27 protein-coding genes are annotated in these 26,115 nt (G+C 55.9%); 13 read left to right on the top strand and 14 right to left on the bottom strand.

What is annotated here, in order from left to right; translation table 11 throughout:
* Positions 1-51: 51 nt before the first annotated feature.
* From J9777_RS03575 to plsY, 3 genes are read right to left on the bottom strand one after another with little or no spacing between them, the layout of a single operon-like run.
* Positions 52-774, bottom strand: coding sequence for a hypothetical protein (locus tag J9777_RS03575; protein ID WP_209347395.1), 723 nt, complete (start codon positions 772-774; stop codon positions 52-54).
* Positions 771-1,871, bottom strand: a complete 1,101-nt coding sequence (gene dprA, locus J9777_RS03570) for a DNA-processing protein DprA (protein WP_348631928.1) — start codon at positions 1,869-1,871, stop codon at positions 771-773. The genes J9777_RS03575 and dprA overlap by 4 nt, the downstream gene beginning before the upstream one ends.
* Before the next feature lie 10 nt (positions 1,872-1,881).
* Complete coding sequence (plsY, locus tag J9777_RS03565) at positions 1,882-2,463, bottom strand: glycerol-3-phosphate 1-O-acyltransferase PlsY (protein WP_209347393.1); 582 nt, start codon at positions 2,461-2,463, stop codon at positions 1,882-1,884.
* A gap of 138 nt (positions 2,464-2,601) precedes the next feature.
* On the opposite strand from plsY, the gene murI reads away from it, so the two are divergent.
* The 6 genes from murI to J9777_RS03535 all read left to right on the top strand — a co-directional run bounded on the left by murI (position 2,602) and on the right by J9777_RS03535 (position 9,223).
* On the top strand, positions 2,602-3,396 hold the full coding sequence (murI, locus tag J9777_RS03560) for a glutamate racemase (RefSeq protein WP_209347392.1): 795 nt from the start codon (positions 2,602-2,604) through the stop codon (positions 3,394-3,396).
* A 103-nt stretch (positions 3,397-3,499) separates the two neighbouring features.
* Complete coding sequence (gene hemA, locus J9777_RS03555) at positions 3,500-4,720, top strand: 5-aminolevulinate synthase (RefSeq protein ID WP_209348594.1); 1,221 nt, start codon at positions 3,500-3,502, stop codon at positions 4,718-4,720.
* Positions 4,721-4,832: 112 nt separating this feature from the next.
* Positions 4,833-7,010, top strand: coding sequence for an EAL domain-containing protein (locus J9777_RS03550; protein WP_245228499.1), 2,178 nt, complete (start codon positions 4,833-4,835; stop codon positions 7,008-7,010).
* A gap of 127 nt (positions 7,011-7,137) precedes the next feature.
* A complete protein-coding gene (locus J9777_RS03545) occupies positions 7,138-7,815 on the top strand; it encodes a nitroreductase (RefSeq protein WP_209347390.1) in 678 nt (225 codons plus the stop codon).
* Positions 7,816-7,819: 4 nt separating this feature from the next.
* Complete coding sequence (locus J9777_RS03540) at positions 7,820-8,281, top strand: DUF695 domain-containing protein (protein WP_209347389.1); 462 nt, start codon at positions 7,820-7,822, stop codon at positions 8,279-8,281.
* A 72-nt stretch (positions 8,282-8,353) separates the two neighbouring features.
* Positions 8,354-9,223, top strand: a complete 870-nt coding sequence (locus tag J9777_RS03535; RefSeq protein WP_245228498.1) for a TauD/TfdA family dioxygenase — start codon at positions 8,354-8,356, stop codon at positions 9,221-9,223.
* Positions 9,224-9,309: 86 nt separating this feature from the next.
* On the opposite strand, the gene J9777_RS03530 is transcribed toward J9777_RS03535, so the two are convergent.
* From J9777_RS03530 to J9777_RS03520, 3 genes are all read right to left on the bottom strand, one after another.
* The gene (locus J9777_RS03530; RefSeq protein ID WP_209347388.1) at positions 9,310-10,116 is read right to left on the bottom strand and encodes a potassium channel family protein; all 807 of its coding nucleotides are present in this window, start codon (positions 10,114-10,116) and stop codon (positions 9,310-9,312) included.
* Positions 10,117-10,198: 82 nt separating this feature from the next.
* Positions 10,199-11,404 carry a type III PLP-dependent enzyme gene (locus tag J9777_RS03525; protein WP_209347387.1) on the bottom strand — a complete coding sequence of 402 codons (1,206 nt, stop codon included), beginning with the start codon at positions 11,402-11,404 and terminating at the stop codon, positions 10,199-10,201.
* Positions 11,405-11,540: 136 nt separating this feature from the next.
* Positions 11,541-12,095 carry a LemA family protein gene (locus tag J9777_RS03520; RefSeq protein WP_348631927.1) on the bottom strand — a complete coding sequence of 185 codons (555 nt, stop codon included), beginning with the start codon at positions 12,093-12,095 and terminating at the stop codon, positions 11,541-11,543.
* Positions 12,096-12,162: 67 nt separating this feature from the next.
* Between J9777_RS03520 and J9777_RS03515 the strand changes: the two genes are divergently transcribed.
* Entirely contained in the window at positions 12,163-13,104 is a 942-nt protein-coding gene (locus tag J9777_RS03515; protein WP_209347386.1) for a DUF3137 domain-containing protein, read from the top strand.
* Between the two features lie 11 nt (positions 13,105-13,115).
* On the opposite strand, the gene J9777_RS03510 is transcribed toward J9777_RS03515, so the two are convergent.
* Positions 13,116-14,294 (bottom strand): carboxynorspermidine decarboxylase, encoded by a 1,179-nt coding sequence (locus J9777_RS03510; RefSeq protein WP_209347385.1) that lies wholly within the window; start codon positions 14,292-14,294, stop codon positions 13,116-13,118.
* A 129-nt stretch (positions 14,295-14,423) separates the two neighbouring features.
* Between J9777_RS03510 and J9777_RS03505 the strand changes: the two genes are divergently transcribed.
* Positions 14,424-15,839: a serine hydrolase domain-containing protein gene (locus tag J9777_RS03505; RefSeq protein ID WP_209347384.1), complete on the top strand. Its 1,416-nt coding sequence runs from the start codon at positions 14,424-14,426 to the stop codon at positions 15,837-15,839.
* A gap of 20 nt (positions 15,840-15,859) precedes the next feature.
* Here the strand turns inward: J9777_RS03505 and J9777_RS03500 are convergent, their stop codons facing one another.
* Entirely contained in the window at positions 15,860-16,333 is a 474-nt protein-coding gene (locus J9777_RS03500) for a hypothetical protein (protein WP_209347383.1), read from the bottom strand.
* Positions 16,334-16,348: 15 nt separating this feature from the next.
* Positions 16,349-17,572: a saccharopine dehydrogenase family protein gene (locus tag J9777_RS03495; RefSeq protein ID WP_209347382.1), complete on the bottom strand. Its 1,224-nt coding sequence runs from the start codon at positions 17,570-17,572 to the stop codon at positions 16,349-16,351.
* A 189-nt stretch (positions 17,573-17,761) separates the two neighbouring features.
* Here J9777_RS03495 and J9777_RS03490 point away from each other — a divergent pair, with 189 nt between their 5' ends.
* Genes J9777_RS03490 through J9777_RS03480 form a run of 3 tightly spaced genes read left to right on the top strand, consistent with a single transcriptional unit; the run spans position 17,762 to position 19,683 of the window.
* Entirely contained in the window at positions 17,762-18,730 is a 969-nt protein-coding gene (locus tag J9777_RS03490; RefSeq protein WP_209347381.1) for a pyridoxal-phosphate dependent enzyme, read from the top strand.
* 60 nt (positions 18,731-18,790) lie between these two features.
* Positions 18,791-19,237, top strand: a complete 447-nt coding sequence (locus J9777_RS03485; protein ID WP_209347380.1) for an MAPEG family protein — start codon at positions 18,791-18,793, stop codon at positions 19,235-19,237.
* A 2-nt stretch (positions 19,238-19,239) separates the two neighbouring features.
* Positions 19,240-19,683: an MAPEG family protein gene (locus J9777_RS03480; RefSeq protein ID WP_245228497.1), complete on the top strand. Its 444-nt coding sequence runs from the start codon at positions 19,240-19,242 to the stop codon at positions 19,681-19,683.
* A 52-nt stretch (positions 19,684-19,735) separates the two neighbouring features.
* Here J9777_RS03480 and trxB read toward each other — a convergent pair whose 3' ends face one another.
* On the bottom strand, positions 19,736-20,701 hold the full coding sequence (trxB, locus tag J9777_RS03475) for a thioredoxin-disulfide reductase (protein ID WP_209347379.1): 966 nt from the start codon (positions 20,699-20,701) through the stop codon (positions 19,736-19,738).
* A gap of 109 nt (positions 20,702-20,810) precedes the next feature.
* Positions 20,811-21,587 (bottom strand): tyrosine-protein phosphatase, encoded by a 777-nt coding sequence (locus tag J9777_RS03470; RefSeq protein ID WP_209347378.1) that lies wholly within the window; start codon positions 21,585-21,587, stop codon positions 20,811-20,813.
* Positions 21,588-21,732: 145 nt separating this feature from the next.
* Here J9777_RS03470 and J9777_RS03465 point away from each other — a divergent pair, with 145 nt between their 5' ends.
* On the top strand, positions 21,733-22,053 hold the full coding sequence (locus tag J9777_RS03465; RefSeq protein WP_245228496.1) for a response regulator: 321 nt from the start codon (positions 21,733-21,735) through the stop codon (positions 22,051-22,053).
* A complete protein-coding gene (locus tag J9777_RS14635) occupies positions 21,998-22,195 on the top strand; it encodes a hypothetical protein (protein ID WP_245228495.1) in 198 nt (65 codons plus the stop codon). Before J9777_RS03465 ends, J9777_RS14635 begins: the two co-directional genes overlap by 56 nt.
* Position 22,196: 1 nt before the next feature.
* Here the strand turns inward: J9777_RS14635 and J9777_RS03460 are convergent, their stop codons facing one another.
* The 3 genes from J9777_RS03460 to otsB are packed head-to-tail and all read right to left on the bottom strand — an operon-like array spanning position 22,197 to position 26,082.
* Positions 22,197-23,585, bottom strand: coding sequence for a trehalose-6-phosphate synthase (locus J9777_RS03460; protein WP_209347377.1), 1,389 nt, complete (start codon positions 23,583-23,585; stop codon positions 22,197-22,199).
* Positions 23,582-25,390, bottom strand: coding sequence for a glycoside hydrolase family 15 protein (locus J9777_RS03455; RefSeq protein ID WP_209347376.1), 1,809 nt, complete (start codon positions 25,388-25,390; stop codon positions 23,582-23,584). Before J9777_RS03455 ends, J9777_RS03460 begins: the two co-directional genes overlap by 4 nt.
* Entirely contained in the window at positions 25,375-26,082 is a 708-nt protein-coding gene (otsB, locus tag J9777_RS03450; protein ID WP_209347375.1) for a trehalose-phosphatase, read from the bottom strand. Before otsB ends, J9777_RS03455 begins: the two co-directional genes overlap by 16 nt.
* Positions 26,083-26,115 lie beyond the last annotated feature (33 nt).

The following is a 26,115-nucleotide window of genomic DNA, read 5'->3' as shown; positions in this document are numbered from 1 at the left end:
GTGTACGTGTACGCGCGAGGGTGACCCCGTAGTTTGCGGTTCGTCAAGCGGTCAATCGAAAACCGTACGATATTCCTCGCGATCATCGATGAGCTTGCGGTAAGCGAACACCGATACCGCTATTCCGAATACCGTACTTAGCGCAAAAACTGCGGAGTCAAGAACGAGGCGAGGAACCGTATAAGTGGCCTCTGGATCATCCGACATGTAGTCAACGCCGCCCAAGATAAGTGCCGGGATAACAATAACCAGACTAATGCCCATAAGTGCGCCGGCACTTGCATGGGTGGCATCCCAAGACTGCGTAAACGCGTCGATAATTCCAGACCGCCCACTCACTACCAGTGGAACGATTAAGTACCAGCGCGCGATTAGATAGATCCCAGGCAATACCAAGAAAACGAGGCCGAATGATATCCCGATAACTGAGAGGTAATACGCTATCGAAGCCATGCCGATGAGAGACGCATTTGAAGACCCGACGACGTGCCGGTCGATACTAGTCGGTATTAAGGACCGCGTTAGGATTGCGCTCAAAACTGCATAGGCGACATAGTAAATTGCTAACACAGCTATCATGAACCAAATAGCATCTTCTGACATCGCCTGAGACAAGACTGGTGGTAACGGGATATCACCGCGATAGTCGAACGCTAAGATCAGTTCGATGATAAAAAACGCTAAGATTCCTGCGATTGCTTTGCTTCTGAAAGCAAGCAATTGAGCCAACCCACCTTCCAGCAGTTGGCCGATTGAAAGTCGGGTTTCATTCACGAAGATAAACTTACCTTCCCAGCCGCATGCCGTTGCAACTGCCCCGTAACCTCAAGCTCCATCAATGCAAGTTGAACCGCCGCCGCGCTGGTGCCTGATTGGCGGATCAGTTCGTCGATTGCGACGGGAGCTGTCGTCAACAGACTGGCGATATCTGCGGGCTCAGTAACGGCCAATTCCTCGCCATACTCGAACTGCTGGGCAGCGGTTTCGCGGAAGGTCGAACGCGGCTGACCGTCAAAACCGGTGAGCAGTTCGACCACGTCGTCCACCGACTGTACAAGTACCGCCCCTTCACGGATCAAATGGTTGCAGCCTTGAGAGCGCGCATCGAGCGGGCTTCCGGGGATTGCCATGACTTCGCGACCTGATTCTCCGGCAAGCCGTGCGGTGATGAGCGAACCTGACTTCTGCGCAGCCTCCACCACAAGCGTCCCCGCAGCCAATCCGGCGATTATCCGGTTGCGGCTTGGAAAATGGCTACCTCTTGGTTCTGTGCCCGGTGGCTGCTCCGCTAGCAGCAATCCCTCTCTAGCGATCTGTTCCTGCAATTTGGCGTGCTGCGGCGGGTATGCGATCTCGATGCCGCTGGCGATCACGCCGATCGTCTTGGGCCCAGAGCTTAGGGCGCCTTGATGCGCTGCGCCATCGATACCCCGCGCCAAGCCTGAAACGACCGTGTAGCCTGCATCCGCAAGCCCCATCGCGAAATCGCGCGACAACTTTACGGCGGCAGCAGAGGCATTGCGCGCGCCAACCATCGCCACACAAGGCTTAGCCGCAAGCGACAGATCGCCGCGCCAAGTCAGGATTGGCGGTGCGCTTTCCAACTCACGCAGAAGCGTCGGATAGTCGGGTGAGTCGTGAAACAGATATTTCGCGTCAGCCTGTTTGGTCGCGGCTACTTCGCGTTCGATCTGCTCTCGCTTCGCCGGGCGATAGCTACGCCCGCCGCGCTTGCCGAGATCGGGCAGCGCTTCAAGTGCAGCCACAGCATTGCCAAACCGGTCCAGCAGTTGCGCGTAAGTGACTGGCCCTATGTTCGGTGACCGCAACAAGCGAATGCGCGCAAAAGCCTCTGCTTGATCGAGGCTCACGCTCTTGCTCTCAAGACTTGCTACCAACCTTGGGTTCTTCGCCCCGCATCAGCCGCCCAATATTGGCGCGGTGCTGGATCAGCACGATAGCGGCCACTGCGACCAACGGGACGATCACATGCGGATAGCCCACTGCCCATGCTGCAATTGGCGCCGCAACAACCGTTGTCATCGACGAAACCGACGAAATACGACTGATTGCCAATGTCGCGGCCCAGATCGCTGCGCAGACCAGCATCACCGGCCATGCCATGGCCAGCAAAACGCCAGCAGCAGTGGCAAATCCCTTGCCACCTTTGAACTTCAGCCAAGGTGTGAAGCAATGTCCGGCTACCGCGGCAACAGCAGCCACGCCACCCGTCCCGGGAAGGAGGTTTTCGGCGATCAAGACCGGGACTGCGCCCTTGGCGGCGTCCAGCAAGACAGTCGCCGCAGCCAATCCTTTGTTGCCGGTGCGCAGTACATTGGTCGCGCCAATACTGCCCGAGCCAATGTCGCGTACATCGCCTAGACCGGCCATTTTCGTCAGGACCAGACCGAAGGGGATCGAACCAAGGGCAAAGCCCAGTAAAGCTGCGTAAAGAGAATTCATGCCCAATCCCTATCTGCAAAGGCCGAGCTTGTCGAAGAGTTGGTTTTTCGCCATGAGCTTTTGGTAGATGCAAGGCGATACTCCGACAAGCTCAGGAAAAGCGGTTTTGCGCGAATTCGAACGGTTTTGGAGTAAGTTATGAGAGCCGAGGCACCGATCCTGATCTTCGATTCCGGTGTCGGCGGGCTGACTGTATTGGCCGAGTTGCGCAAAATTCTGCCGACCGCACCGGTGGTGTTCGCAGCCGATCAGGCTGGCTTTCCCTATGGCGCAAAATCCGAGGCGGAGATCGCTGCTCGCGTCGCCGGATTACTGGGCCGGATGAGCGAGCGTTACCGCCCTCGCCTTGCCTGCATCGCATGCAATACAGCCTCGACAATCGCGCTGGAAATGGTTCGCGAAGTATTGGAGATTCCAATTGTCGGCACCGTGCCCGCAATCAAACCCGCGGCGGCTCTAACCAAAACCGGCAGCATCGGATTGCTCGGGACCGAGGCGACGATCCGGCAGGGCTATGTCGACCGGCTCGAAGCCAAATTCGCACAAAACAAAACGCTGCTCCGTTTCGGTGCGCCCGGGTTGGTACGAGCAGCAGAGGCCAAATTGCGCGGTCAGACGATCGATGCAGAAGCCATCGCCAATGCCGTCAGCGGCCTCCGCGATCAGCCCGGCGGCGACCAGATCGACACGGTGGTACTTGCCTGTACGCACTTCCCCCTCTTGGCGGAAGAGCTGGGTTCAGCGTTTGGTTCCAAAGTAACGTTTGTCGATGGTGCAGAGGGTATCGCACGCAGAATCACGTCCTTGTGTGATGGCCAGACCTTCGCCACCGACGCACCGAGCCTCGCGATCACTACCGGGCCGCTTGATCGATTTATGCCGCTCGCTCCGCTATTTGCCGATCATAAAATCGATCAGCTTGACCAGTTTTAATCGCGAACGATTCGCAAAGATCAGGCTGGAAATTGCGGAAATCTCAGACTAAATCGCCAAGCAATGGATGCCGGATTCGACTGGCGATGACCGCAGGTTTGCGATGAATTACGACCAGATTTTCGATTCCGCGATTGATCGCCTGCATTCCGAAGGGCGCTACCGCGTCTTCATCGATATTCTCCGCAATAAGGGTCAATACCCTAACGCGCGCTGCTTCCACGGCCACAATGGCCCAAAGCCGATCACGGTGTGGTGTTCTAACGACTACCTCGCAATGGGCCAGCACCCTAAAGTGATCGAAGCGATGGAAGATGCACTGCACGATGTTGGCGCGGGTTCCGGTGGTACACGCAATATCGGCGGGAATACGCACTACCACGTAGAGCTGGAGCATGAGCTTGCCGAACTGCACGGCAAGGAAACTGCCCTGCTGTTCACCAGCGGATATGTGTCGAACGACGCAACGCTCTCGACCATGGCGAAGCTGTTGCCAGGTTGCGTGATCTTCTCCGACGCACTCAACCACGCCAGCATGATCGCGGGCATCCGTAACTCGGGCTGCCCGAAGCGGGTGTTCCGGCACAATGATCTGGAACACCTCGAAGAGTTGCTTGCTGCGGAAGACCCGGACACGCCGAAGCTGATCGCCTTTGAAAGCGTCTATTCGATGGATGGCGATGTCGCCCCGATTCACGCGATTTGCGATCTGGCGGAGAAGTACAACGCCCTCACCTATATCGACGAAGTGCATGCTGTCGGCATGTATGGCGAAACCGGTGGCGGCATTTCTCAGCGTGATGAGGCCGCCGACCGGATCGATATTATCGAAGGTACGCTGGGCAAAGCATTCGGCGTGATGGGCGGCTACATCGCAGCCGACAAAAAGATCGTCGATTGCATCCGTTCTTACGCGCCTGGGTTCATCTTCACGACCTCGCTCAGCCCTGCACTTGTGGCTGGCGTGCTTGCAGCCGTGAAGCACCTCAAAACTTCAAGCGAAGAGCGTGACGCACAGCAGCACAATGCCGCGATGCTTAAGACCAAACTTGCCGCTGCTGGCCTGCCAGTGATGATCAGCGAGACGCATATCGTACCGTTGATGGTTGGCGATCCGGTTCGCGCTAAGAAGATCAGCGACATTCTTTTGGCCGAGTACGGTGCATACGTTCAGCCAATCAACTATCCCACGGTTCCGCGCGGCACCGAGCGCCTGCGCTTCACGCCTGGCCCGGCCCACACCGAAGCGATGATGGACGAGCTGACAGACGCGCTGGTCGAGATTTGGGATAGGCTCGATCTGGAACTTCAGAAAGCTGCCTGATCGCTGCACTGATCTGGCCAAGAACCAGTTCTTAAACCGATATTAACCATCACAAGCTAGCCACAGCGCATGTATTTTGCGCAAACTTTCGTGGGTTAGGCCGATTATGGCGATGAAGAGCTTTCTTCAGGGGCTATCTAGCAAGTCCGACAACGCTGCTTCCGCTGGTGGAGGCGATTTGCGGTTGCGCATTCTCGACGAGTTCGACAAAGCCGGTGTCGGCTGGATCTGGGCAACTGATGCCGCCGGAAAACTGATCTATCTTGCCGATCAAGCGACGGAAAAGCTGGGCCGGACAACCGACGATTTGATCGACCGTCCGTTCGACGAAATTTTCGAGCTCGATGATATCAATGAGAGTGACAACAATGGTCGCTCACTCAAATTCCAGCTCAAGGCGCGCAACAAGATCCGCGATCAGATTGTTCGCTTTGCGCTCGACAATCCAAGAGAAAATGTCCGTCAAACATGGTGGTCCCTTTCCGGTCATCCCGTGCGCGACGAAGCAGGCGAATTCATCGGTTATCGCGGTGCGGCCAACGACGTGACTCGCGAATATGAGCGCAAGCTGATCGATTCCAAACTGGCCGACTATGACTCGCTCACCGGCCTTGCCAATCGCCACCATATGGAACGGCAGATTGACGCCCGGGTCGCTGCGCTCAAGACATCCAATCGGCCGTTTGCGCTGATGATGATGGACCTCGATAAGTTCAAGCGCGTCAACGATACACTAGGCCACCAAGCCGGTGACACATTGTTGATCGAAGTCGCTGAGCGGCTGCGTTCAATTGTCGGCGAGCGCGGCCAGATTGCCCGTTTAGGCGGTGACGAGTTCCAAGTTCTGATTTCCGACGAAGATGATCGCGGCAAACTCGGCGAGCTGGCCGACAAAGTCATACAAATCCTGTCGCAACCTTACCCGCTCGATGAGGGCAAACGCGCCATTATCGGTGCCTCTGTTGGCATTGCAGTTGCCCCATTCGACGGTGAAGAGCGCGAAGATATTATCCGGAGCGCCGATCTCGCGCTCTATGCTGCAAAGAATGGCGGACGCGGGCAGTTCCGTTTCTATGCCGCCGACTTGAAGAACGAAGAGCAAGAGCGCGAAAGCCTGCTCGACGATTTGCGGATCGCGCTCGAGGCGGATCAGCTGCGGTTGGAATATCAACCAGTGGTCTCGATCAAGAGCGGCGCAGTCGTGTGCCTCGAAGCGCTGATGCGTTGGGAACACCCCGAGCGCGGCGAAGTCAGCCCGGGCGCCTTCATTCCGGTTGCGGAGGAAAGCGACCTGATCAACAATCTCGGCGAATGGGCGTTGCGCACGGCGTGTGAAACTGCAGCCGAGTGGCCCAATAGCGTCCGCATCGCGGTCAACGTTTCTGCTGTTCAATTCGCAAACCCCGGACTGCCTGCGGTTGTCGCGAATGCACTTGCCCATTCGGGTCTCGAACCGGACCGGCTCGAACTCGAACTGACCGAAAGCATCTTCGTCGGCGACAGTATCGAAACCGAGCAGATGTTCGCCAACCTCAAGAAACTTGGCGTGCGCCTGGCGCTCGACGATTTCGGGACCGGCTATTCCTCGCTCAGCTATCTGCGCTCGGCTCCGTTCGACAAGATCAAGGTCGATAAGAGCTTCGTCGAAAGCTGTACCCAGAAAGACAAGAACAGCGCGAAAATCATCGCCGCTATTGTCGGTCTATCCAGCGCGTTGAACATGGAAACCACCGTCGAAGGCGTCGAAGCGTTCGACCAGCTCGAAGTGGTCAAATCCAAAGGCGCCAAGCTGGTGCAAGGTTTCATCTACTCGCGGCCTTTGCTGCGCGAAGAAGTACTCAGACGGATCGAGCAAGGTGACTTCGTGATCGAGCCTGATGGTCCCGACAAATACCGTCCTGACCGCCGGACAGTGTTCCGCCGTATCGGCGTGATCCATGAGGATTATTACTACAACGCCGTGATGCGTAACCTGTCGCGCAATGGCGCGGGTATCGAAGGCATTGTCGGCGTCGATATCGGCACGGAGGTCGTGCTTGATCTTGGTGAAGGCCAGCTTGCAGTGAGCAAGGTGATCCACACTCAGGAAACCGGATTTGGCGTGGAGTTTGAAACACAGCTCACCAGTGACGGTGCAGGCGGCCTGTGTACGCGCCACCGCGTACCGCCCTACACCATTGCTGCTGCCGGTCTGCCTGAGAAACCTGGAACCGCTGGCCCAACCGATGGCAAGCGCGACGAGTCCAAGCCGAAATTCCTCGAGATTGCGACGAGCAGCATCGCTGCGTAGCGTTCGCGCCACGGGCGACGCGCGCCCGGATTTCTAATCGCTTCAAAATCATGTCTTTCGCGAATGTGCGAAGCGTGCAACTGTCAGCTGAAAGACAGTCACTCGCATTCCAAAGGCGTATCCATCCATGAAATATGACGACGTCGTCCTCGGCCGCCGCAGCATTCGCGGCTATCTCGACAAGCCCGTTCCGCGCGAATTGATCGAAGAAATTCTAACGCTGGCCATGCGGTCTCCATCTTCGATGAATACCCAGCCTTATCACTTTCATATTATTTCAGGCGAACCGCTCGACCGTATTCGCAAAGGCAACACCGAACGTATCCTTGCTGGCGAACCTGACAGCCGCGAATTCCGCCGCGGGCACCCGTTCCAAGGCGTCCACCGCGACCGACAAGTCGGCTGCGCGATACAGCTGTTCGAAGCGATGGGCATCGAGCGCGACGACAAGGAAAAACGACAAGACTGGGTGCTGCGCGGCTTTCGCCAGTTCGACGCTCCGGTCTGCGTGATCGTAACCTATGACAAGGAACTGTCGGATAGCGACGACACCGCCTTCGATTGCGGCGCTGTTACGACTGCGCTGGTCAATGCAGCCTGGAGTCGCGGACTCGGCTGTGTGATCAATTCGCAAGGCATTATGCAAAGCCCTGTTGTGCGCGAACATGCTGGCATCCCCGACGATCAGGTTATCATGAAAGCCGTCGCCATGGGCTGGCCCGATGAGGATTTCCCGGCCAATCCGGTAAAGATTGTCCGTCGGAAAGTGGATGAAGCGGCACGGTTTTTGGGGTTCAAGGATTAGACCAATGGCCAAGAAAGCGACCGGACTATTCCCAACGGATAAATGGGTGCTGGCGCAGGCAGACACCGACACTGGGCCGATGTTTGTAAGGTATCGTGCCCACCTGCCGGCGGAAAAAGATCGCAAGAAATTCTCCATGCTGATGATCGTTCGGTGGGTTCCCACAGAACTCGGCGAAACAAACACGCGTGCCCGCACATATTTTGACCAAATGGACGAGTTCGAAAATCGAATTGTAGCCGTCTCCGATAAGGAGCGCGATTGGGGCTCATGCGTTGCAGTGATATCGGTCGGTGACACAAAGGAATGGCGTTTCTTCACGCCCGATCAAGAGGCTTTCGTCGAGGGCTTCAACAAGGCGCTAGCCGGCTACGGTCCCTACCCTCTGGCGATCCAGGCGTTTCAAGATCCGGATTGGAACGCGCTCAAGGAGTTTCAGCCCGGCGGCGGCCGCAGCGCCGTCTAGCAAGCAGTCTCCAACGCGCTTGGCTGACAGCCGTTCTTCGCCCATAGTCCGCGACGGCATAGGGAGAAGAATATGTCCCAAGATCAAACAATGGTCGCTCCAGCGGAGATGACGCTGGACCTGGCTGCAAAGCCGATTACGCCTGCAATTGGCGCAGAGATATTCGACATCAATCTGGCAGCGGACGACATTGCGGAGTCCATTCCGGCAATCCGCGCTGCTCTGCTGAAATATGGTGTGATCTTCTTCCGCGATCAGGACATGTCAGCGGAACAGCACATCACCTTCGCTCGCCATTTTGGCGAATTGGAAGTGCATCCGGCAACGCCCAAGAATCAGGACAATCCCGAGATTTTGCGTATCGCTTATGGCGCGAAAAAGAAGGGACAGGAAAATTTCTGGCATTCCGATGTGACGTGGCGGGAGAAACCATCGCTCGGCTCGATTCTGCGTGCCATCGAAGTGCCCGAAGTCGGTGGCGACACGCTGTTTGCAAACATGCACCTTGCCTATGAGAATCTCAGTCCGGAAATGAAGCGATTATGCGAAGGCCTGACCGCCGTACACGATGTCGCAAGGGTCTTTGCCAAGCGGCTGAACAAACGACCCGAGGAACTGCACGACCAATACCCACCGATGACGCATCCGGTGATCCGCACGCACCCGGAAACGGGTCAGTCAGTAATCTATGTGAACACCGCCTTCACCAGCCATATAGAAGGCATGAGCAAAGAGGAGAGCCGCTGGCTTCTCGACCACCTCTACGCGACTGCTGCCAATCCCGAAATCCAATGCCGCTTCCGCTGGGAAAAAGGCTCGGTTGCCTTCTGGGATAACCGCGTATGCCAGCACAACGCGACGAGCGATTACTTCCCCGCGAGGCGTGTGATGGAACGGGTTACGATCGCAGGGTGTAGGCCGTATTTTGGAAGGCCAAGATAGCAAAAATGGGAATGGCGCCGTGCGACGCCGTCAAGATGAAATAGCTAGAGTCTAAGGAGTACTGGCAGTTGTCACACGAAAACGCTCTATTCGGCGGATTCCTTGTCACCGATCTCAATTTTTCCACTACTCAAAGCGACCGAAATGGCGGTCGACAGTACCGCAGCCAACAATCCAACACCCAAAAGAGTTTCAATGGAAACTAACACCTTTAGATATGAACTCACTGGATGTATGTCGCCGTACCCCAGTGTGGTGATGGTGATGGTACTGAAATACAGAGCGTCGACAAACCCCTCGATCGGCCTGCTGAAAGCCTGACTATCTGCAATATAGGCTAGGCGATAAATCGCCGCAAAGAACACATCTACAAAAATGTAGATTGCTGAGACCGATGCAATCCTCGGTAGAACAGAAAGAACTTTCCCAAAATCAGCTCTGATCAGCCCAACCGCTTTTTGGATGGACAATTTCGCTCCGCCAAAAATGAATGCACCAAGAAAGAAGAGTCCGTATCCAAGCGCAATTGGCTTCCAAGATCCTGCGCCGGCTGCATCTGTCTCCAGTGACTGAGGAAAGCCAAATTCGGCCCATAAGAAATAATACGCCAACCCAGTTAACGCGTACCAAAATACCAACTCAAGAAGGTGTGGTAGCTTCCAAGCCGCCGCAAACGTTTTGTTCGGATCATCATCTCGATAGTCAATGGGAAGATAATTCTCCATTCTTCGACCAAAAACCAGCATTATGATGCTGCCAAATATAAAGGCGAGATCAAGAGCGTAGTCCCTCAGATACCAACAAGAAAAGATAAACGCATGAAACGCCAAGAACGGAATCGGGGCAAACAAGACAAGATTTTCTACAGGAAATCGAGCGCGAGGGTTTTTCAACTTTGGCTCCTAACACTAAAGATACTTACAAAAGATATCGTCTAGTCAGTTTTCAGCGTAGATGAAATATCCGTCACTGGCCTTAGCGCAAACTCACCACATTATCGCTGGCTCTCGGGTCAGCGCGGTCGCCTCTGAACAGGCTCGCCATCGGTTCGTCTGCCACATCAACTTGCTCCGCATCGCCGAAGCCGTTGAAGCCGGTTTTCATGGCTGCGCCGTAGGCGCCGAGCATGCCGATCTCAATGTAGTCGTCGGCTTTGATATCGCCGGGCAGCCAGAACGGGCCCTTCATGTAGTCGGCATCGTCGCAGGTCGGGCCGAAGAAGGCGAATTCTTCCAGCGGGTCTCGCAGATCGTCTTCCAGAGCCGCCACGGGAAAGCGCCAATCGACATGCGCGGCATCATACAGCGCGCCATAGGCTCCGTCATTGATGAACAGCTCGTCTCCGCGGCGTTTTTCCACGCGCACGATCAGTGATGAATATTCGGCGCAGAGCGCCCTGCCCGGCTCGCACCACAGCTCTGCATTGTAGGCGATGGGCAATTCGTAGAAATGGCGATGGATGACGCTGAAATAGTCTTCCAGCGGTGGCGGTTCCATATCGGGATAAATGCTGGGGAATCCTCCACCGACATCGACCATATCAATCACCACGCTCGCATCGGCGATGGCGGCACGCACGCGTTCAAGACCTTGCACATAGGCATGAGGGCTCATCGCCTGACTGCCGACATGGAAGCAAATGCCCAGCCAGTCGCAATGCTGGCGGGTGACTTGCAAAAGCTCCCCAGCATCCGCCAGATCAATGCCGAATTTGGACGCGAGCGAGAGTTCCGCATATTCGCTCGACACACGCAGACGCACCAGCAGGCGCAGATCCTGCGCAGGATTGCCCGCTTCGTCGCTGCACGCAGATACGATCTTCTCCAGTTCCTCCATCGTATCGAGGCTGAACGTCTTTACGCCGTGCTGATGGTAGGCCTCACGGATCGCACGCGCGGTTTTGACCGGATGCATGAAGCACAGCTCCGCCTCTGGCACAGCTTCGCGTGTCAACCGAACCTCTGCAATCGATGCAACGTCAAAATGCGTGATGCCGTTATCGAACAGGATTTTGAGCAGTGCTGGCGACGGGTTTGCCTTTACCGCATAGAGCGACTTGCCCGGAAACTTCTCGACAAAGAAACGGGCCGCGCGCGCGGCGGCTTGAGGGCGATTGAGAATAACCGGCTCGTCCGGCAGCAAATCGCGGACCACAGCAGAGGCATCAGGATATATATGCAAATCAAGGGCCTCCCTGTTGGAAGTTAAGGTCAGAACTGCCTTACGGTCTAATTCCCTTGGAGCATTGACGCGGCCCTATAATTTCTGTGGCTCAGTGCGCAAGAAAAAACGCATGCCACGCTAGGTTTTCCCGCGCTCAAAAAGCTACGTTGGGCACCTGATCCACAACGCCCTTTTCGCTCTCATCGAGACGATGGAAATCTGCTTCCTGAAAGCCGAGCATGCCGGCAAACAGAATGGCCGGGAAACTCTCCCGCGCAGTGTTGAAGCGCGATACAGCAGCGTTCAGCGCACGGCGTGATGCGGCGAGCTTGTCTTCCACGTTTGACAATTCGCGCTGCAATTCCTGAAAATTCGCACTCGCTTTGAGGTCCGGATAGGCCTCACCCAGTGCGAGAAGCTTATCGAGCGCAACGCGCAGCTGCGCTTCATCATTCGAGGACACGGGACCGCTAGCTGCCTGATTACGAGCGGAAATCACCGAATCCAGCGTTTCTTTCTCGTGTCCGGCATAGCCTTTGACGGTGTTCACAAGGTTTGGGATCAAATCGTGCCGCTGGCGCAATTGTGCATCGATGTCGGCCACGCCTTGATTCACGTTCTGCCGCAAGCCTACCAAGCGGTTGTAAATACCGACCACGAAAACCGCGAGAACGACCAGCACGACTGCAGAAATGATGAATGATGTCACGACTTAATCCCTTGATAGCGTCAGTCCTGTATACATACACTAAGGTAGTTAATTAAGGTCCAATTGCATGATTGAAGCTCCAGACGTCAATCGCTTGCTTGCCGGCCCCTTAGGTGACTGGCTGAAACAGCACGAAGCTGTGCGCGAAGAAGCCAAGGCAAAGACCAAGGGCCGCTACTTCAAAGTCGCGCTGGCGGCGGTTGTTGTTTTGCCTTTTCTGTTCCTGCTGGTGCCGATCGGAACGCAGCTGAAGCTGTTTCTTGCTTTCGGCGCAGCAATGGGAGGTGCTTTCTGGGGCTACATGCCAACGGCGGCCGCAAAAAAAGAAGCCAAGATCGGTATCAATGACGCAATCGCGCAATCGCTGGGTCTGACATATGAGCACGATTTCGAGCCCGGTCAGGAATTTGGACATTGCAAGCAGTATGGTCTGGTGCCGCATTACGGCAGAGCAGGCTTCGAGGACCGCTGGAGCGGATCGGTTGCAGGTCACGACTTCAGCCTGTTCGAAGCCCATCTGGAAGTGCAACGCGGGTCCGGCAAAAACCGCCGATGGGTCACCGTGTTTCGCGGCGCCATCATGGCGATGGGATATGGGAAGCCGTTCTACGGCACCACGCTGCTCCAACGCGCCGGTAAGCACAAAAAATTCTTCGGTGGCCGCAAAGACAACGTCAAATTCAAGGGTCACGAGCTAGGCCATGTCGACATGGTCCATCCCGGCTTTGAGGACCGCTTTGTAGTCTATTCGGATGATCAGGTTGAGGCCCGTTATCTGATCGATCCGACCTATGTCGAACGGTTGATCGCTATCGAAGACGCGTTTCACGGCGATGACATCCGCAGCCTGTTTATCGCAGGCCAAGTTGTGATCGCGGTTGAAAGCGGCAATCTGTTTGAAAGCGGTTCGATCAACGCCGCTGATGATCGCACGAAGATCGAAGAAACGGTCGGCCAGTTCAAAATGCTCGCCGATCTGGCAGTCAGCTTCAACGAAGAGAAGCGCTAGCCCGAAAGCCGTCAGCTAAGCCGGCCGCGGAAGTCCTGATAGCCAAAGCTCTTGATCTGCTCGAGCTGATCCGCCTCGCTATCCCACAGCCAGATCGAGGGTAATTGCACCCCGTTAAACGTGTTGGTTTTGACCATCGAATAATGCGCCTGATCCAAAAACGCGATCCGTTGTCCCGGCTCGCACGGCACCGGCAGTTGGTAGTCGCCGATCACATCACCTGCGAGGCATGACGGCCCGCCAAGCCGGACCGGATCGCCCGCCCCATCCTCTTCTTCACCCAGCATTGCTGGACGATAAGGCGCTTCGATCACGTCAGGCATATGGCAGGTTGCAGAAATATCGGCGATCGCCAGCGGCATCCCGTTCCAGTGATGGTCGAGAATGGTACCGGTTAGAATCCCAGCATCCAGCGCAATCGCTTCTCCGGGTTCGAGATAAATTTCTGCGCCCGTTTCCTCTTTCACTTCGATCAGAAACTCGACCAGAGCTTCACGGTCATAGTCGGCACGAGTGATATGATGACCACCGCCCAGATTGATCCATTTGAAATGCCCGAAATAGGGCTCGATATGCTCTTTCAGCGCGTCCCACGTATTGCGCAGCGGCTCAAAGCCCTGCTCACACAGATTATGGAAGTGCAGTCCGTCCAGAGGCTCGACATGCTCGTCTTCCAACTGGTCAACCGGAAAACCAAGACGGGAGAACGGCGCACTTGGGTCATATTTGGGCACTTCACCCTCAGGATGCATCGGATTGACCCTAAGCCCGACTTCGACGCCCCCGCCCATGGCTTTCGCTTGCTCAAGTATGAGCGCAGCGCGTTCCATCTGGTGCGGTGTGTTGAAAATCACATGGTCCGAAAGACGGCACACTTCCTCAAGCTCATCGGGCTTGAACGCAGCCGAGTAAGTCGAGATTTCGCCATCATAGAACTCGCTCGCCAGCCGCGCTTCCCACAAGCCGGAAGTACATACGCCGTCGAGATAGTCGCCCACAATCGGCGCGACCGACCACATGGAGAACGCCTTCAATGCACCCAGCATCTTTATGTCCGCCGCATCGCGAATTTCAGCAAGCACTTGCAGATTTGCGCGGAGCTTTGCGGTATCGACAACGAATGCAGGGCTATCGACACGATTGAGGTCAAATTGGGCGAACGCGCCCGGATCGCCAGCTTTGGTTTCCATAGTCATACGCCTCCTTTAGCCCAATCGTTCGCCAAGTCACCGGTCCAATGTCATCGGTCCAATCGCGGTTCGCTTGGCAATATTTCGAAGCCTGCTAAGCATGCCCGCATTGGATTGAGGGAAGTGACAATGCGGCGGCTTTTGGTTCTACTCGCGTTCGGGTTTACGGCGGCATTGCAGGCAAGTGTCCCCACGGACTCCATCGACGACTTCATCGCCAAAGAAATGCGCGAAGCAGGCGTTCCCGGCTTAGCCTACGCAGTGGTCGATGATGGCGTCATCACAAACAGTGCTGCGCATGGCGTGAAGAATACAGGAAGCGGCGACAAGGTTTCTACCGACACGCCATTTATTACGGGATCGGTATCGAAGAGCTTTACCGCGCTGGCGGTGATGCAACTGGTCGAAGCAGAGAAGATCGATCTGGACGAAAAACTATCACAATATCTGAGCGAGTTCGTCGATCAGCCTGCCGGCGCGATTAAAATTCGCCAATTGTTGAGCCACACGAGTGGATTTTCGACTTTCCAAGGGAATGTCTCTCACACGGAGGAAACAGGGGGCGATGGCGTTCTTGCGTATCAAGCCACGCAAATTGCCAAGCTCACGCCGGCCAACGAACCAGGCACTCAATGGGAATATTCAAATCAAAACTACAAACTTCTCGGCCGTTTGATCGAGGTGGTTAGCGGCACGGGCTACGTCACCTACGTCGAAACCAATATTATGAAGCCGGTAGGTATGGCGAACAGCTTTGTCTCAGACGGCGAGAGCTACGATCAAATGGCAACAGGGCATCGTCCCTGGTTCGGATCAAAACACCCAATGAGAGAAAACCCCAGCCATCTTGGTAGCGCACCTCAAGGCGGAATTGTCGCAACCGCCGCCGATCTAGCTCGCTATATGCAAATGATGATGAACGGCGAAGATGACGTTCTGAGCGCTGAGGGCAAAGCAGCAATGATGCGTCCGGCAGGCGACGTGTCGCCATCCTATGGTTTCGGCTGGTTCATAGACAGGGAGGACGGCACCGTTTCGCACTCCGGCGCGAGCCCCGGCTTTGAAGCGCTCGCAACAATGATACCCTCAGAGAACAAGGGCGTTGTCGTACTGGTGAATGCAGGAAGCGGCATAGGGTTTGGAGAGACGATCGAACTGCGCAATGGCATCACCGCAAGAGCTATCGGGCTAGACTACGCCGGCGAAGCGAGCCGTTTTTGGCAGAAGACCATGTTTGTTGGCTTGGCACTTCTCCCGATTATGTATTTTCTCAGCATGATTTGGGCATGGCGGCACCGTTCGCAGCTGCGCGCTAAGTCGGGCGCTTTCGGTCTGTTCAGCCTGTGGTTCCCGCTGCTGACCACGATAGCCGCAGCCCTATTCATATTTATGGTGGTCCCGAGACTCTTTAGCGCATCAGTAGCTACAATCCGCCTGTTCCAGCCCGATACCGGCTTGATCTTGATCGCAGCAGCTGTGGCCGGCGTGGCTTGGGCAGTGTTGCGGCTTGTCATCGCCTATTCGGGGAAAGCCGAGAACGGCTAACCCCGATTGCAAAGCGAGTTTTAATCCTCGCTTGAAGCTTCTTCTTCATCCTCAAACGACATCACCCCAAGTGATGCGGTAAATACAATTGTGATGAACGAGCTAAGCAGCATGTGACGGCCAACGTCGCCGAAAACATAGCCGAAGCCGCCCAAAGTGAAGGCATAGAGTAGAAATGCAAACACAGAAACGGCAATCGCGGGTATCTTAGGGCTGCCACCGGACTCGGGCTGCGTCGCAAAATATCGCAAAACACCAACGAAAAGAGCGATAAAGATGATCAAGCCGACCAATATAGACTTGTCTTTGTCTGCAATTCCGACGGCCAAAGGGTATAGTGTAACACCCTCCACCGGAAACAACCTGGTCAATTTATCAATGTAACCTGGCTTTTCTTTCTCTTTAGAATTTTCCGCCCCTCTGGCTTGGCCAACTTCTTGTGTCACAACACTTTTTGTAGTCATCGGCGGCCGCAACGTGCCTCTGATTTGCATAATGGTCCCCCAACTTTAGAACGATACAGGGGATCCTAACTCTTTTACTTGCCAAGGCAAGCCGTGCTCGTTCAGCATCTCCATGAATGGATCGGGGTTCATTTGCTCCATGTTGAACACGCCCCCTTGTCCATTGGCTCCAGCCCACGTCCCGCTGAGCATCATAGCGCTGCCGATCATTGCGGGAACGCCAGTTGTGTAGCTGACGCCCTGATTGCCGGTTTCTTCAAACGCGGCTTCGTGGCTGCAGATATTGTTGATGTAGAATGTCTTCTCGCCTGATCCATCCAGAGCCTCGCCGGTCGCGATTACGCCGATATTGGTGTTGCCGGTTGTGGTCTCACCCAAAGTTTCGGGCTTCGGCAAGACAGCAGCGAGGAATTGCAGCGGGATAATATCCTGCCCCTGATACTTGATCGGTTCGATACCGGTCATACCGACATTTTGCAGCACGGTCAGATGCTTGATGTACTCATCGCCAAAGGTCATCCAGAAGCGCGCGCGTTCCAATTCGGGGATGAATTTCGAGAGGCTTTCGAGCTCCTCGTGATACATCATGTACATGTTCTTCGGGCCGACCTGATCAAAGTCGAACTCGACTTTTGTGCTGAGCGCTGGCGTTTCAACGAATTCGCCGTTTTCCCAGTGGCGCGCATTCGCGGTGATCTCGCGAATGTTGATCTCTGGGTTGAAATTGGTCGCAAAAGCCTGTCCGTGATCGCCACCATTGCAGTCGAGGATATCGAGCTGCCGGATGGTCTTCAGCTTGTGCTTCTTCAGCCACATAGTGAACACGCTGGTCACGCCTGGATCAAAACCTGATCCCAACAGCGCCATGATTCCCGCTTCTTTGAAACGGTCGTGATAGGCCCACTGCCAGTGATATTCGAACTTGGCCTCGTCCTTCGGTTCGTAATTCGCGGTGTCGAGATAATGCACGCCTGTTTCCAGACACGCATCCATGATCGGCAAATCCTGATACGGTAGCGCTAGATTGACGACGAGCGATGGCTGAACCTTGCGGATCAGATTGACCATCGCAGGCACTTCCTCTGCGTCGATCTCGTAAGTCGCTACGTTCTGGCCGGTGCGCTCTTTAACCGAAGCGGCAATCGCATCGCTTTTGCTCTTGGTGCGGCTGGCCAGATGGATGTCCGAGAATATCCCGGCGTTCATGCCCATCTTGTGGACGCAGACCGAGCTGACGCCGCCGGCACCGATGACTAGGACTGTCGACATAGTAATTTCTCCGAATTCGAATCTTGCGCGCTCTTTAGGGCAATGTATGGCCGCCGCAAACGATCCGCGATTTTCCTACAACACGCCGCGAACGTAGTCTGAGCGCATGAGCCGGCATCCTTTCGAAACTGCGGATGATTCGAGTCACAGGACTGTGTTCCATGTGTTCCATCGTGTAGGACTTGCCGAATGAGCGAGACCTGTAATCCGAGCCGCGAAGGCGTGATCGAAGCAGCCCGCGAGATCGCCGCTATTCTACCGCCAACGCCGCTGCTGCCAGTCGAGATCGGTGACATTCGGTGCTGGGTAAAGGCCGAGAACCTGCAACCCATCGGCGCGTTTAAAATCCGCGGCGGTTGGCACCGGTTGAGCAATCTCACGGATGACGAAAAAGCGCGCGGGGTTGTCGCGGTATCGAGCGGCAACCATGCGCAAGGCGTGGCTTGGGCCGCGCGACGACTTGGTATCAAGGCAACCATCGTGATGCCGCGTGATGCACCGCAAGTGAAACTCGACGCCACGCGGGCACTGGGCGCGGAAATCGTTCTCTATAACCGACCAGGCGAAAACCGAGACGAAGTTGCCGCGGGTATCATCGCCGAAACTGGCGCGGTGCTGGTCCATGCCTTTGCAGATCCGTGGGTGATCGAAGGACAAGGCAGCGCTGGTATCGAAATCGCTCAGCAATTGGGCTGCGAGCCTTCTCGTATTGTCGCCTGTTGTGGCGGCGGCGGATTGGCAGCCGGGCTGTCACTCGCGTGTCCTGATGCAGAGATCGTTCCCGTCGAACCTGTCGGTTGGGACATGGTCGGGCAAGCGCTGAAAGCAGGCAAAGTTGTTCGCGCGGCAGACGATGCGCCAAAGACAATCTGCGACGCATTGCAGCCACCTGCAACAGCCGAGATCAACTTATGGGTTCTTCAAGACCGCTCCGAACCGGGCATCGCGGTTACAGATGAAGAAGTGCGCGAAGCACAACGCTTCGCCTTCTCGAAACTACAATTGGTGCTCGAACCAGGCGGCGCCGCCGCCCTCGCAGCAGCGCTCGCTGGCAAAGTCCAGCTCGATGGAAACACGGTCATCATGCTTACCGGCGGTAACACCGATGCCGAGAGTTTTGCCCGCACAATCACTGCCAAGCGCAGTCACGCAGGCTAGTTGCAATTGACAATCTAAAGACCTGAAAGCAGGGTCACCGAAATTTTGAGGGGACTTTCAATGCAAGCGCAAATTCTCGCCCCCGCAGCCGTGCTGGTGCTGTGGTCAATCGTAATGCTGTTCTGGATGGCCGGCACCCGCTTGCCCGCGATCAGCAAGGCTGGCAGCGGGCTCGGTGACGCGAAACCCGGTGGCCGTGGCCAAGATCTTGAAGGGGTAATCCCCGACAGCATCAATTGGAAAGCCCACAACTACGCGCATTTAATGGAACAGCCAACCATCTTCTATGCGACGATAGCGATCCTCGCGATCATGGGCGCCGGGGCGATCGATGTGACGTTGGCGTGGGTCTATGTCGCCCTGCGTATCGTTCATTCAATCTGGCAGGCAACGGTCAACAAAGTGTCGATCCGTTTCCTGATCTTTGTAACATCGACAATCGCACTACTGGTTCTTGCAGTGCGCGCCGTCATGGTTACCCTCTTCGCTGATCCAGGAGTACTTTGATTATGCCCGTGATTGTAGAAGCAGCAATTCTCAAACCCGTCGTCATTCTCATGGCGTGGACCATGGTGATGTGGGCGTGGATGTACGTCACGCGCATTCCGGCAATGTCGAAAGCGGGGATCAGTCCCGACGACGCTGCCGTAACGGGCACTTTGGATAAGACTCTGCCCTCCAACGTTCAATCGAAAGCGCACAATTACAACCACTTGCACGAGCAACCGACGGTCTTCTACGCAGTCGCAATTGTCCTTGCGATGGTCGGTCAGGGCGACGGGATGAACGCGCTATTGGCGTGGATCTATGTCGGCTTGCGGATCATCCATTCACTCGTACAAGCAACTGCCAACAAGGTGATGGTGCGGTTTGTACTGTTCGCGTTGTCGAGCCTCGTCCTGATCGCGCTGATATTCCACGCTGCGATCAAGGTGTTCGACATTCATATGTAGCAGATTACCGCTCCGGTAAGTACCGGAACTGGCAAGCACAAGAAGCGGCTGGTTACTCGGCCGCTTCTTTTTGTGCGTGCTGTTGGGTCGCTAGGAATCGCTCTGCGTCCAAGGCAGCCATACAGCCAGTGCCAGCGGCGGTGACCGCCTGGCGATAGGTGTGATCCATCACATCGCCGCACGCAAACACACCGGGGATTTCGGTCTTCGGTGTACCCGCTTCGACTTGCAGATAGCCGCCATCATCCATCGGCAGCTTGCCTTTGAACAACTCGGTCGCCGGAGCATGACCGATAGCCACAAACGCTCCGTCCGCTTCGATCGTGGACTGTTCACCAGAAACGGTATCGACCAGATCGAGGTGGCCAAGCGCACCATTCTCACCCGCCACGAAGGCAGACACAGTCTTGTTCCAAAGCGGCGTAATCTTGTCGCTAGCAAACAGGCGCTCTTGCAGAATTTTCTCCGACCGCAGTTCATCGCGTCGGTGGATCAGAGTCACATCATCGGAGTGATTGGTCAGGTACAGAGCTTCTTCGACAGCCGTATTGCCGCCGCCGATCACAACAACCTTCTTACCGCGATAGAAGAAACCGTCGCAGGTTGCGCAGGCTGAAACGCCCTTCCCGCCAAGTTCCTGCTCACCGTCAACGCCGAGCCATTTGGCTTGTGCGCCAGTGGCGATCACCAACGTCTCGCCAATATACTCATCACCGCTATCGCCTACCGCCCTGAAAGGCGACCCATTGGCGAGATCAACCTCGACAATCGTATCCCACATCATCCGTGTGCCGACATGCTCGGCTTGCGCTTGCATTTGCTCCATCAGCCACGGGCCTTGGATTACATCCTTGAAGCCGGGATAATTCTCGACATCAGTGGTGATGGTCAGCTGACCACCGGGCTGCAGGCCCTGCACCACAATCGGCTCCAACATCGCACGCGCGCCATAAATAGCGGCAGAATATCCCGCAGGACCCGAGCCGATAATGAGCATTTTCGTGTGATGCGTTGCCATGTGTTTATCCGTCTAGAGATTGTCGAAACCAATATGGCCCCGCTCTTAGCCATGACAAGGCTGCGGTCCAACCACCGTCGACGCTTCGCCGTGGATAGCGTGGATATCGTTACTCAATCAGATGCGCGCGCAATGCATCGCGGCGTGCTGCGTCGACATCCAGCACTTGCTCCAGAAACGCGTCGACAGTGCCGAAGTGATCGACAACCGCGTTTCGCGAGGCAGTCAGATAACGGGCGTCGACTCCCATCAGCACCTTGATGGTCGCATCATCAATATTGCCATATTTCGCACGCACTGCCTTCGCGCCAGCTGCAACGCGGGCGTCAAGATCACCAGCGGTGTTCGTCAGCAGATAGTCTTCCATCGCATCGTCAGGGTGTACGCCAAGAACATGGTGCAGCAGATCGACCGCCATGCCGGTGCGGTCTTTGCCAGCAAGGCAATGCACGACACTCGCCCCCTCGCCGTTGGCTAGCGCAGCAAAGTAACGCTTCAATATCCAATTGAGCTTGTCGCGCGTCGGAAGCTGCGAATAGAGTTGCTCCATTGCCGAATGTGCCGCATCGGCATCAATTGCATCTTTTGCCGCCTCAACATGCGGAGCCAAGCCAGCAGTTTCGCCATCAAAGAATAGCACTTGAGCCTCAAACGCAGGTCCACGCTTACAGGGATTGGCGCGCCGTTCGCTATTGCCCCGAAGATCGATGACATGACGCAGATCAAGCGCATCGATCGCCGCTAAGTCGTCGTCAGTCGCTTTGCCATGCTCGCCCGAGCGGAACAGCAAACCGCGTTTTACCCTGCCTCCGCCAGCAACCGCATACCCGCCATAATCGCGAAAATTGTGAACGCCGCTGAGCGGCAATACTCTGTCAAAGCTCATGCGCCTCGCCTGCCATTCCCTTGCAATAATCACAAGCAAAGTGACCATTTGACTAGGTATTCGTCCCAGCCCTTCATTTCATTAGGCCTTGGCTGCTGCACGCCTATCCAGATCACCCGACCAAGAACCGTTTGGAGTGACAGGCATGGCGCATATTCTGATAGCCGATGATGATGAAATGATCGCCGGAATGGCGTCTGAAATATTGATCAATGCTGGCCATGCCTGCGGTTGGGTGACCGATGGCAAGAAAGCTCTGGAACTGCTGCGGTGGCGACGGCCAGACCTGATGTTACTCGATCAGGACATGCCCCAGCTTTCGGGTGCCAGTGTGCTAAGAGCGATGCGGACATCGCCGAAACTATACGATCTGCCAGTCATTATGTTTACCGCGACAACGGGTGCAAAGGATGAGCAGCAGGCTGCGCTATCAAGGAGCGCAGGATTACATCCGCAAACCGTTTGACGAGAAATTTCTGGTCTGGCGCGTCAATCAAGTACTGAAATCACGCGCTGAACGCCCGAAGCATATGGAATTGCAAGAACTGATGGAGCGCAATGCAGGACGGTTCGATGAGCCGGTTCAAGAGGACGGTCGAACGCTGTAGATCATTCCTTACCGAGCAAAGCCAGATCGTCTGCGAAATTCTTGGTCCAGTCCTGCACGTTGTCATCGCGCACAGTTTTTATAAGCGCTTCATAACGGCGCTTGCGTTCCTTGAGCGGCATATCGAGTGCCGTCTTGATCGCATGGCTCAGATCATCGGGGCTATGCGGATTGACCAGCACCGCCTCTTCCATCTGCTGTGCCGCACCAGCAAAGCGCGACAGTACGAGCACTCCCGGATCCTCGGGATCTTGTGCCGCGATATATTCCTTCGCGACCAAGTTCATCCCATCACGCAGCGGCGTGACGAGGCAAATCTTGGCCGTCCGGTAAAAGCCGCACAGTTCAGCCAATGAATGCCCGCGGTTCACATAGCGGATCGGCACGATGTCCACTTCGGACCGGGCGCCGTTGATCTCGCCAGTCTTCTGTTCGAGTTCCTTACGGATTTTCTGGTAGGATTCGACATCCTCACGACTTGGCGGCGCGATCTGTATATAGATGAGGTCGCGCACCCGTTCTGGGTTCTGATCAAAGAACCGCGCAATCCCGTCGATCCGCTCAGGCAAGCCCTTGGAATAGTCGAGCCGGTCGACGCCGATTGCCGCAGTCCGGTGGCGCGTACTGGCGAGAAGTTTCTCACCCGCGATCTTCGCTTCTTCGGTCTTACCTTGCTCGGTCAAATGGGCGAAATCGATACCGATGGGGTAGGCTTTCGCGTAAGTCACGCGTCCGCCATATTCGACACGGCCGGTTACCTCATCGACCGTCGCGCCCAGCTCTTTTCGGCAGTAATGCAGGAAGCTCTCCAGCCATTCGCCGGTTTGGAAGCCCAACACATCATAGTGCAGCATCGTCTCTACCAACCGCTCATGAAACGGTAGCGAGACGAACAGCCGCGTCGGCGGCCATGGGATATGCAGGAAGAAGCCAATCCGGTTGTTGAGGCCACGCGCACGAAGTCGCTCGCCCAATGGTAGCAAGTGATAATCATGCACCCAAACCAGATCGTCCGGCTCGATTAGCGGCGCGGCACTTTCTGCGAAGCGCTCGTTAACCCGCTCATATCCTTTGCCAAATTCACGCTCATATTCGGTGAGATCTATCCGGTAGTGAAACAACGGCCACAGCGTCGAATTGGCGTAACCGTTGTAATATTCATCAACGTCCTGCTTGGGCAGATCCATCGTCGCGGTGGTCACGCCATCGGTGCGCTGGATGTTGATGCTGCCGGTATATTCCTCGCACTCCTCGCCGGACCAGCCGAACCAGATACCGCGATGTTCTTTCAGTGCGGAATTGAGCGCGCCAGCCAATCCACCTTGTGCCCCCGCGACGCCGCGCGCTTTGGGAACCGCCACGCGGTTGGATATGACTACCAGCTTGCTCATCGCATTTCGCTCCATGGCCGGGACAGCAGCCCGGCACAGTTTATCACTCCTACCAGCGAGTAAGTCTGCGGGAAGTTCCCCCACAGCTCCCCGGTTTCGAAGTCGAGGTCCTCCGACAGCAGGCCGGATTCGGTTGTGTGGCTGAGCATCGCAGTAAACAATGTTCGTGCTTCTTCGTCGCGGCCCGCCAAATGCAGGGCTTCAATCAGCCAGAACGTGCAGACGTTGAACGCCGTCTCGGGCAGGCCGAAATCATCCTCTGACGCATAGCGGAGCATATGCTCGCCGCGCCGCAAGGTTTTCTCGATAGCGGTGAATGTGGATTGGAAACGCGGATTATCAGGCTGCAGAAAGCGCAGTTCGACCATCTGCAGCAAGCTGGCGTCGAGATAGTCGCTTTCGAAGGATGCGCCATAATGGCCGCCTTCCTCGCTATTCTCGACCCAGGCTTCCTGCTCGATCTTGGCGCGGATGGCATCGGCGCGTTCCTGCCAAATCTGCTGGCGGTCAGCTTTGTCGATGTTCGCCGCGACTTTGGCCAAGCGGTCACACGCTGCCCAGCTCATCACCGCAGAATAGGTGTGCACTTCCTGCCGCGTGCGGAATTCCCATAGGCCGGCATCAGGCTGGTCGTGCATCTTCCACGCCATTTCGCCGACTTCTTCCAAGCTCTCAAAATCATTGTCGTCCGCCATGCGGAGCAACCGGTGATCAAAGAATGCCTGAGCAGTCGGAAGCACGATCTGCCCGTAACAATCATGCTGGATTTGCTTGTACGCCGCGTTGCCTTTGCGGACCGGCCCCATCCCGCGATATCCAGCCAAATGCGCAGCGGTCGTTTCGTCGAGCTCGCCCTGACCCATTACTGAATAGAGCGGCTGAATTTGCCCGCCCCGTGCGGAGTCCACAATGTTGCGCAGGTACCCGAGATACTTCTCTAACACGTCCAAAGCGCCCAACCGGTTGAGCGCTTGCACAGTGTAGTAAGAATCGCGGATCCAGCAAAAACGGTAGTCCCAATTGCGCTCGCTATGCGCAGCCTCGGGAATCGACGTGGTCAAAGCAGCGACAATCGCGCCGGTTTCTTCGTGCTGGCACAGCTTCAGCGTGATTGCGCAACGAATGACCTCATCCTGCCATTCCAGCGGGATGTGAAGGCCGCGCACCCAAAGCTTCCAATAGCGCGCGGTCGATTGCTCCATCCGGCGAAGTTCGGAGCGGACATTGCCAACGAATGGCTCATCAGGCCCGAGGAAGAAATGCTGGTCTGCTTCCACCCGGTAATAACGCGATTCCAGCACATAACCGACCGGCGCATCGGTACTCAGCCGCATCGCCTGCGGCCCGACCAGATAGCGGATGTGGTTGGTGCCGTTAGTTTTTTCAGCAATCGTCGCGCCATAATCGCGCATCGGATTGAGCGTGACTTTCAGGCGCGGCACACCGGAAACCGGGCGCACAATGCGAGCGAAAGCGACCGGACGGTACATCCTTCCGGACCGCTCATAACGCGGACAGAAATCGCGAATTTCAACCGCGCTGCCATCTTCAGACTCTAGCCGTGTCACAAGAATGGCGGTGTTACGTTCGTAATGCTGAGTGACTGAAGTCTGGTTTTCTAACTCGAACCGCCAGACGCCCGAATCCCGCTTCTCACCATTGAGCAGTGCGCAGAATACCGGATCGCCATCAACGCGCGGGACGCAGCCCCACACCAGCGAAGCCGACTGGTCAATCAATCCGCTCACCTGACAATTTCCAATCGGCCAGAGTTCCAGATTGGGGTCGGTCACAGCATCAGCCATTCATGCACATCCTTCACAGAATTGAGTTTATATTGCGCGTTTTGAGAGGGGCGATCGCCAACGGCAACGCCGAAGCCGCCAAATTCGGCCGCGGCGGTGAAACCATCCTCGTCAGTTAGGTCATCGCCAACAAAGATCGGCGTCGCTCCGACGAAATCATGTTCAGCCATAAAGGCTTTCACGGCTGAGGCCTTGTCTGCGCCTCTACCTACAATCTCGACGACGCATTTGCCGGTCTTTAGTGCGAGACCCTGCTGGGCAGCCAACTCGTGAGCGAATTCAACTGCCGCTTTCTCTAGCTCAGGCTTCGCGCGAAAATGCAACGCGCCGCCATGGCTCTTCGCTTCGTAAGAGATACCGTTGCTCTCAGCAAACTCGCTCAGTGCCAAAACAACCACCTTGGGTAGAGCATCCGCAGCCCTCCCTAGAGCCGAACCATCGGCTCGAAAGCGCGACGCTCCATGCGATCCGGCCACTGCAAACGGCAGGCCGCCGAGATGCTTCTCAAGATTGGCAGGCGCACGCCCGCTAACAAGCGCAAAGCGACCATCAAATCGAGCTGAAAGGTTAGCAAGGCGCTGCGTCAAATCGCTGGGTACCGAGATTGAATCTGGAGTGGGTGCAATCTCGACCAGCGTACCGTCGAAATCGAGGAAAAGCGCAATCGGTTCCTGCTCCAAAAGATCGGCCATGCTTGGCGGTTCCGGCAGGTTTTGCGAAGTCTC

Origin of the sequence: Pontixanthobacter sp. CEM42 (assembly GCF_017812015.1) — a bacterium.
Classification (GTDB): Bacteria; Pseudomonadota; Alphaproteobacteria; order Sphingomonadales; family Sphingomonadaceae; genus Pontixanthobacter.
This window is presented reverse-complemented; position numbering and strand designations above follow the sequence as displayed.

Bases quoted from the DNA above. Each gene is read 5' to 3' on its own strand.
- J9777_RS03455 (WP_209347376.1), bottom strand. From the start codon at position 25,390: ATGGCTGATGCTGTGACCGACCCCAATCTGGAACTCTGGCCGATTGGA.
- murI (WP_209347392.1), top strand. From the start codon at position 2,602: ATGAGAGCCGAGGCACCGATCCTGATCTTCGATTCCGGTGTCGGCGGG.
- J9777_RS03465 (WP_245228496.1), top strand. From the start codon at position 21,733: ATGGCGCATATTCTGATAGCCGATGATGATGAAATGATCGCCGGAATG.
- plsY (WP_209347393.1), bottom strand. From the start codon at position 2,463: ATGAATTCTCTTTACGCAGCTTTACTGGGCTTTGCCCTTGGTTCGATC.
- J9777_RS03490 (WP_209347381.1), top strand. From the start codon at position 17,762: ATGAGCGAGACCTGTAATCCGAGCCGCGAAGGCGTGATCGAAGCAGCC.
- J9777_RS03505 (WP_209347384.1), top strand. From the start codon at position 14,424: ATGCGGCGGCTTTTGGTTCTACTCGCGTTCGGGTTTACGGCGGCATTG.
- hemA (WP_209348594.1), top strand. From the start codon at position 3,500: ATGAATTACGACCAGATTTTCGATTCCGCGATTGATCGCCTGCATTCC.
- otsB (WP_209347375.1), bottom strand. From the start codon at position 26,082: ATGGCCGATCTTTTGGAGCAGGAACCGATTGCGCTTTTCCTCGATTTC.
- J9777_RS03495 (WP_209347382.1), bottom strand. From the start codon at position 17,572: ATGTCGACAGTCCTAGTCATCGGTGCCGGCGGCGTCAGCTCGGTCTGC.
- J9777_RS14635 (WP_245228495.1), top strand. From the start codon at position 21,998: ATGAGCAGCAGGCTGCGCTATCAAGGAGCGCAGGATTACATCCGCAAA.
- J9777_RS03545 (WP_209347390.1), top strand. From the start codon at position 7,138: ATGAAATATGACGACGTCGTCCTCGGCCGCCGCAGCATTCGCGGCTAT.
- J9777_RS03535 (WP_245228498.1), top strand. From the start codon at position 8,354: ATGTCCCAAGATCAAACAATGGTCGCTCCAGCGGAGATGACGCTGGAC.
- J9777_RS03470 (WP_209347378.1), bottom strand. From the start codon at position 21,587: ATGAGCTTTGACAGAGTATTGCCGCTCAGCGGCGTTCACAATTTTCGC.
- J9777_RS03550 (WP_245228499.1), top strand. From the start codon at position 4,833: ATGAAGAGCTTTCTTCAGGGGCTATCTAGCAAGTCCGACAACGCTGCT.
- J9777_RS03485 (WP_209347380.1), top strand. From the start codon at position 18,791: ATGCAAGCGCAAATTCTCGCCCCCGCAGCCGTGCTGGTGCTGTGGTCA.
- J9777_RS03540 (WP_209347389.1), top strand. From the start codon at position 7,820: ATGGCCAAGAAAGCGACCGGACTATTCCCAACGGATAAATGGGTGCTG.
- J9777_RS03460 (WP_209347377.1), bottom strand. From the start codon at position 23,585: ATGAGCAAGCTGGTAGTCATATCCAACCGCGTGGCGGTTCCCAAAGCG.
- J9777_RS03510 (WP_209347385.1), bottom strand. From the start codon at position 14,294: ATGGAAACCAAAGCTGGCGATCCGGGCGCGTTCGCCCAATTTGACCTC.
- J9777_RS03515 (WP_209347386.1), top strand. From the start codon at position 12,163: ATGATTGAAGCTCCAGACGTCAATCGCTTGCTTGCCGGCCCCTTAGGT.
- J9777_RS03480 (WP_245228497.1), top strand. From the start codon at position 19,240: ATGCCCGTGATTGTAGAAGCAGCAATTCTCAAACCCGTCGTCATTCTC.
- J9777_RS03500 (WP_209347383.1), bottom strand. From the start codon at position 16,333: ATGCAAATCAGAGGCACGTTGCGGCCGCCGATGACTACAAAAAGTGTT.
- trxB (WP_209347379.1), bottom strand. From the start codon at position 20,701: ATGGCAACGCATCACACGAAAATGCTCATTATCGGCTCGGGTCCTGCG.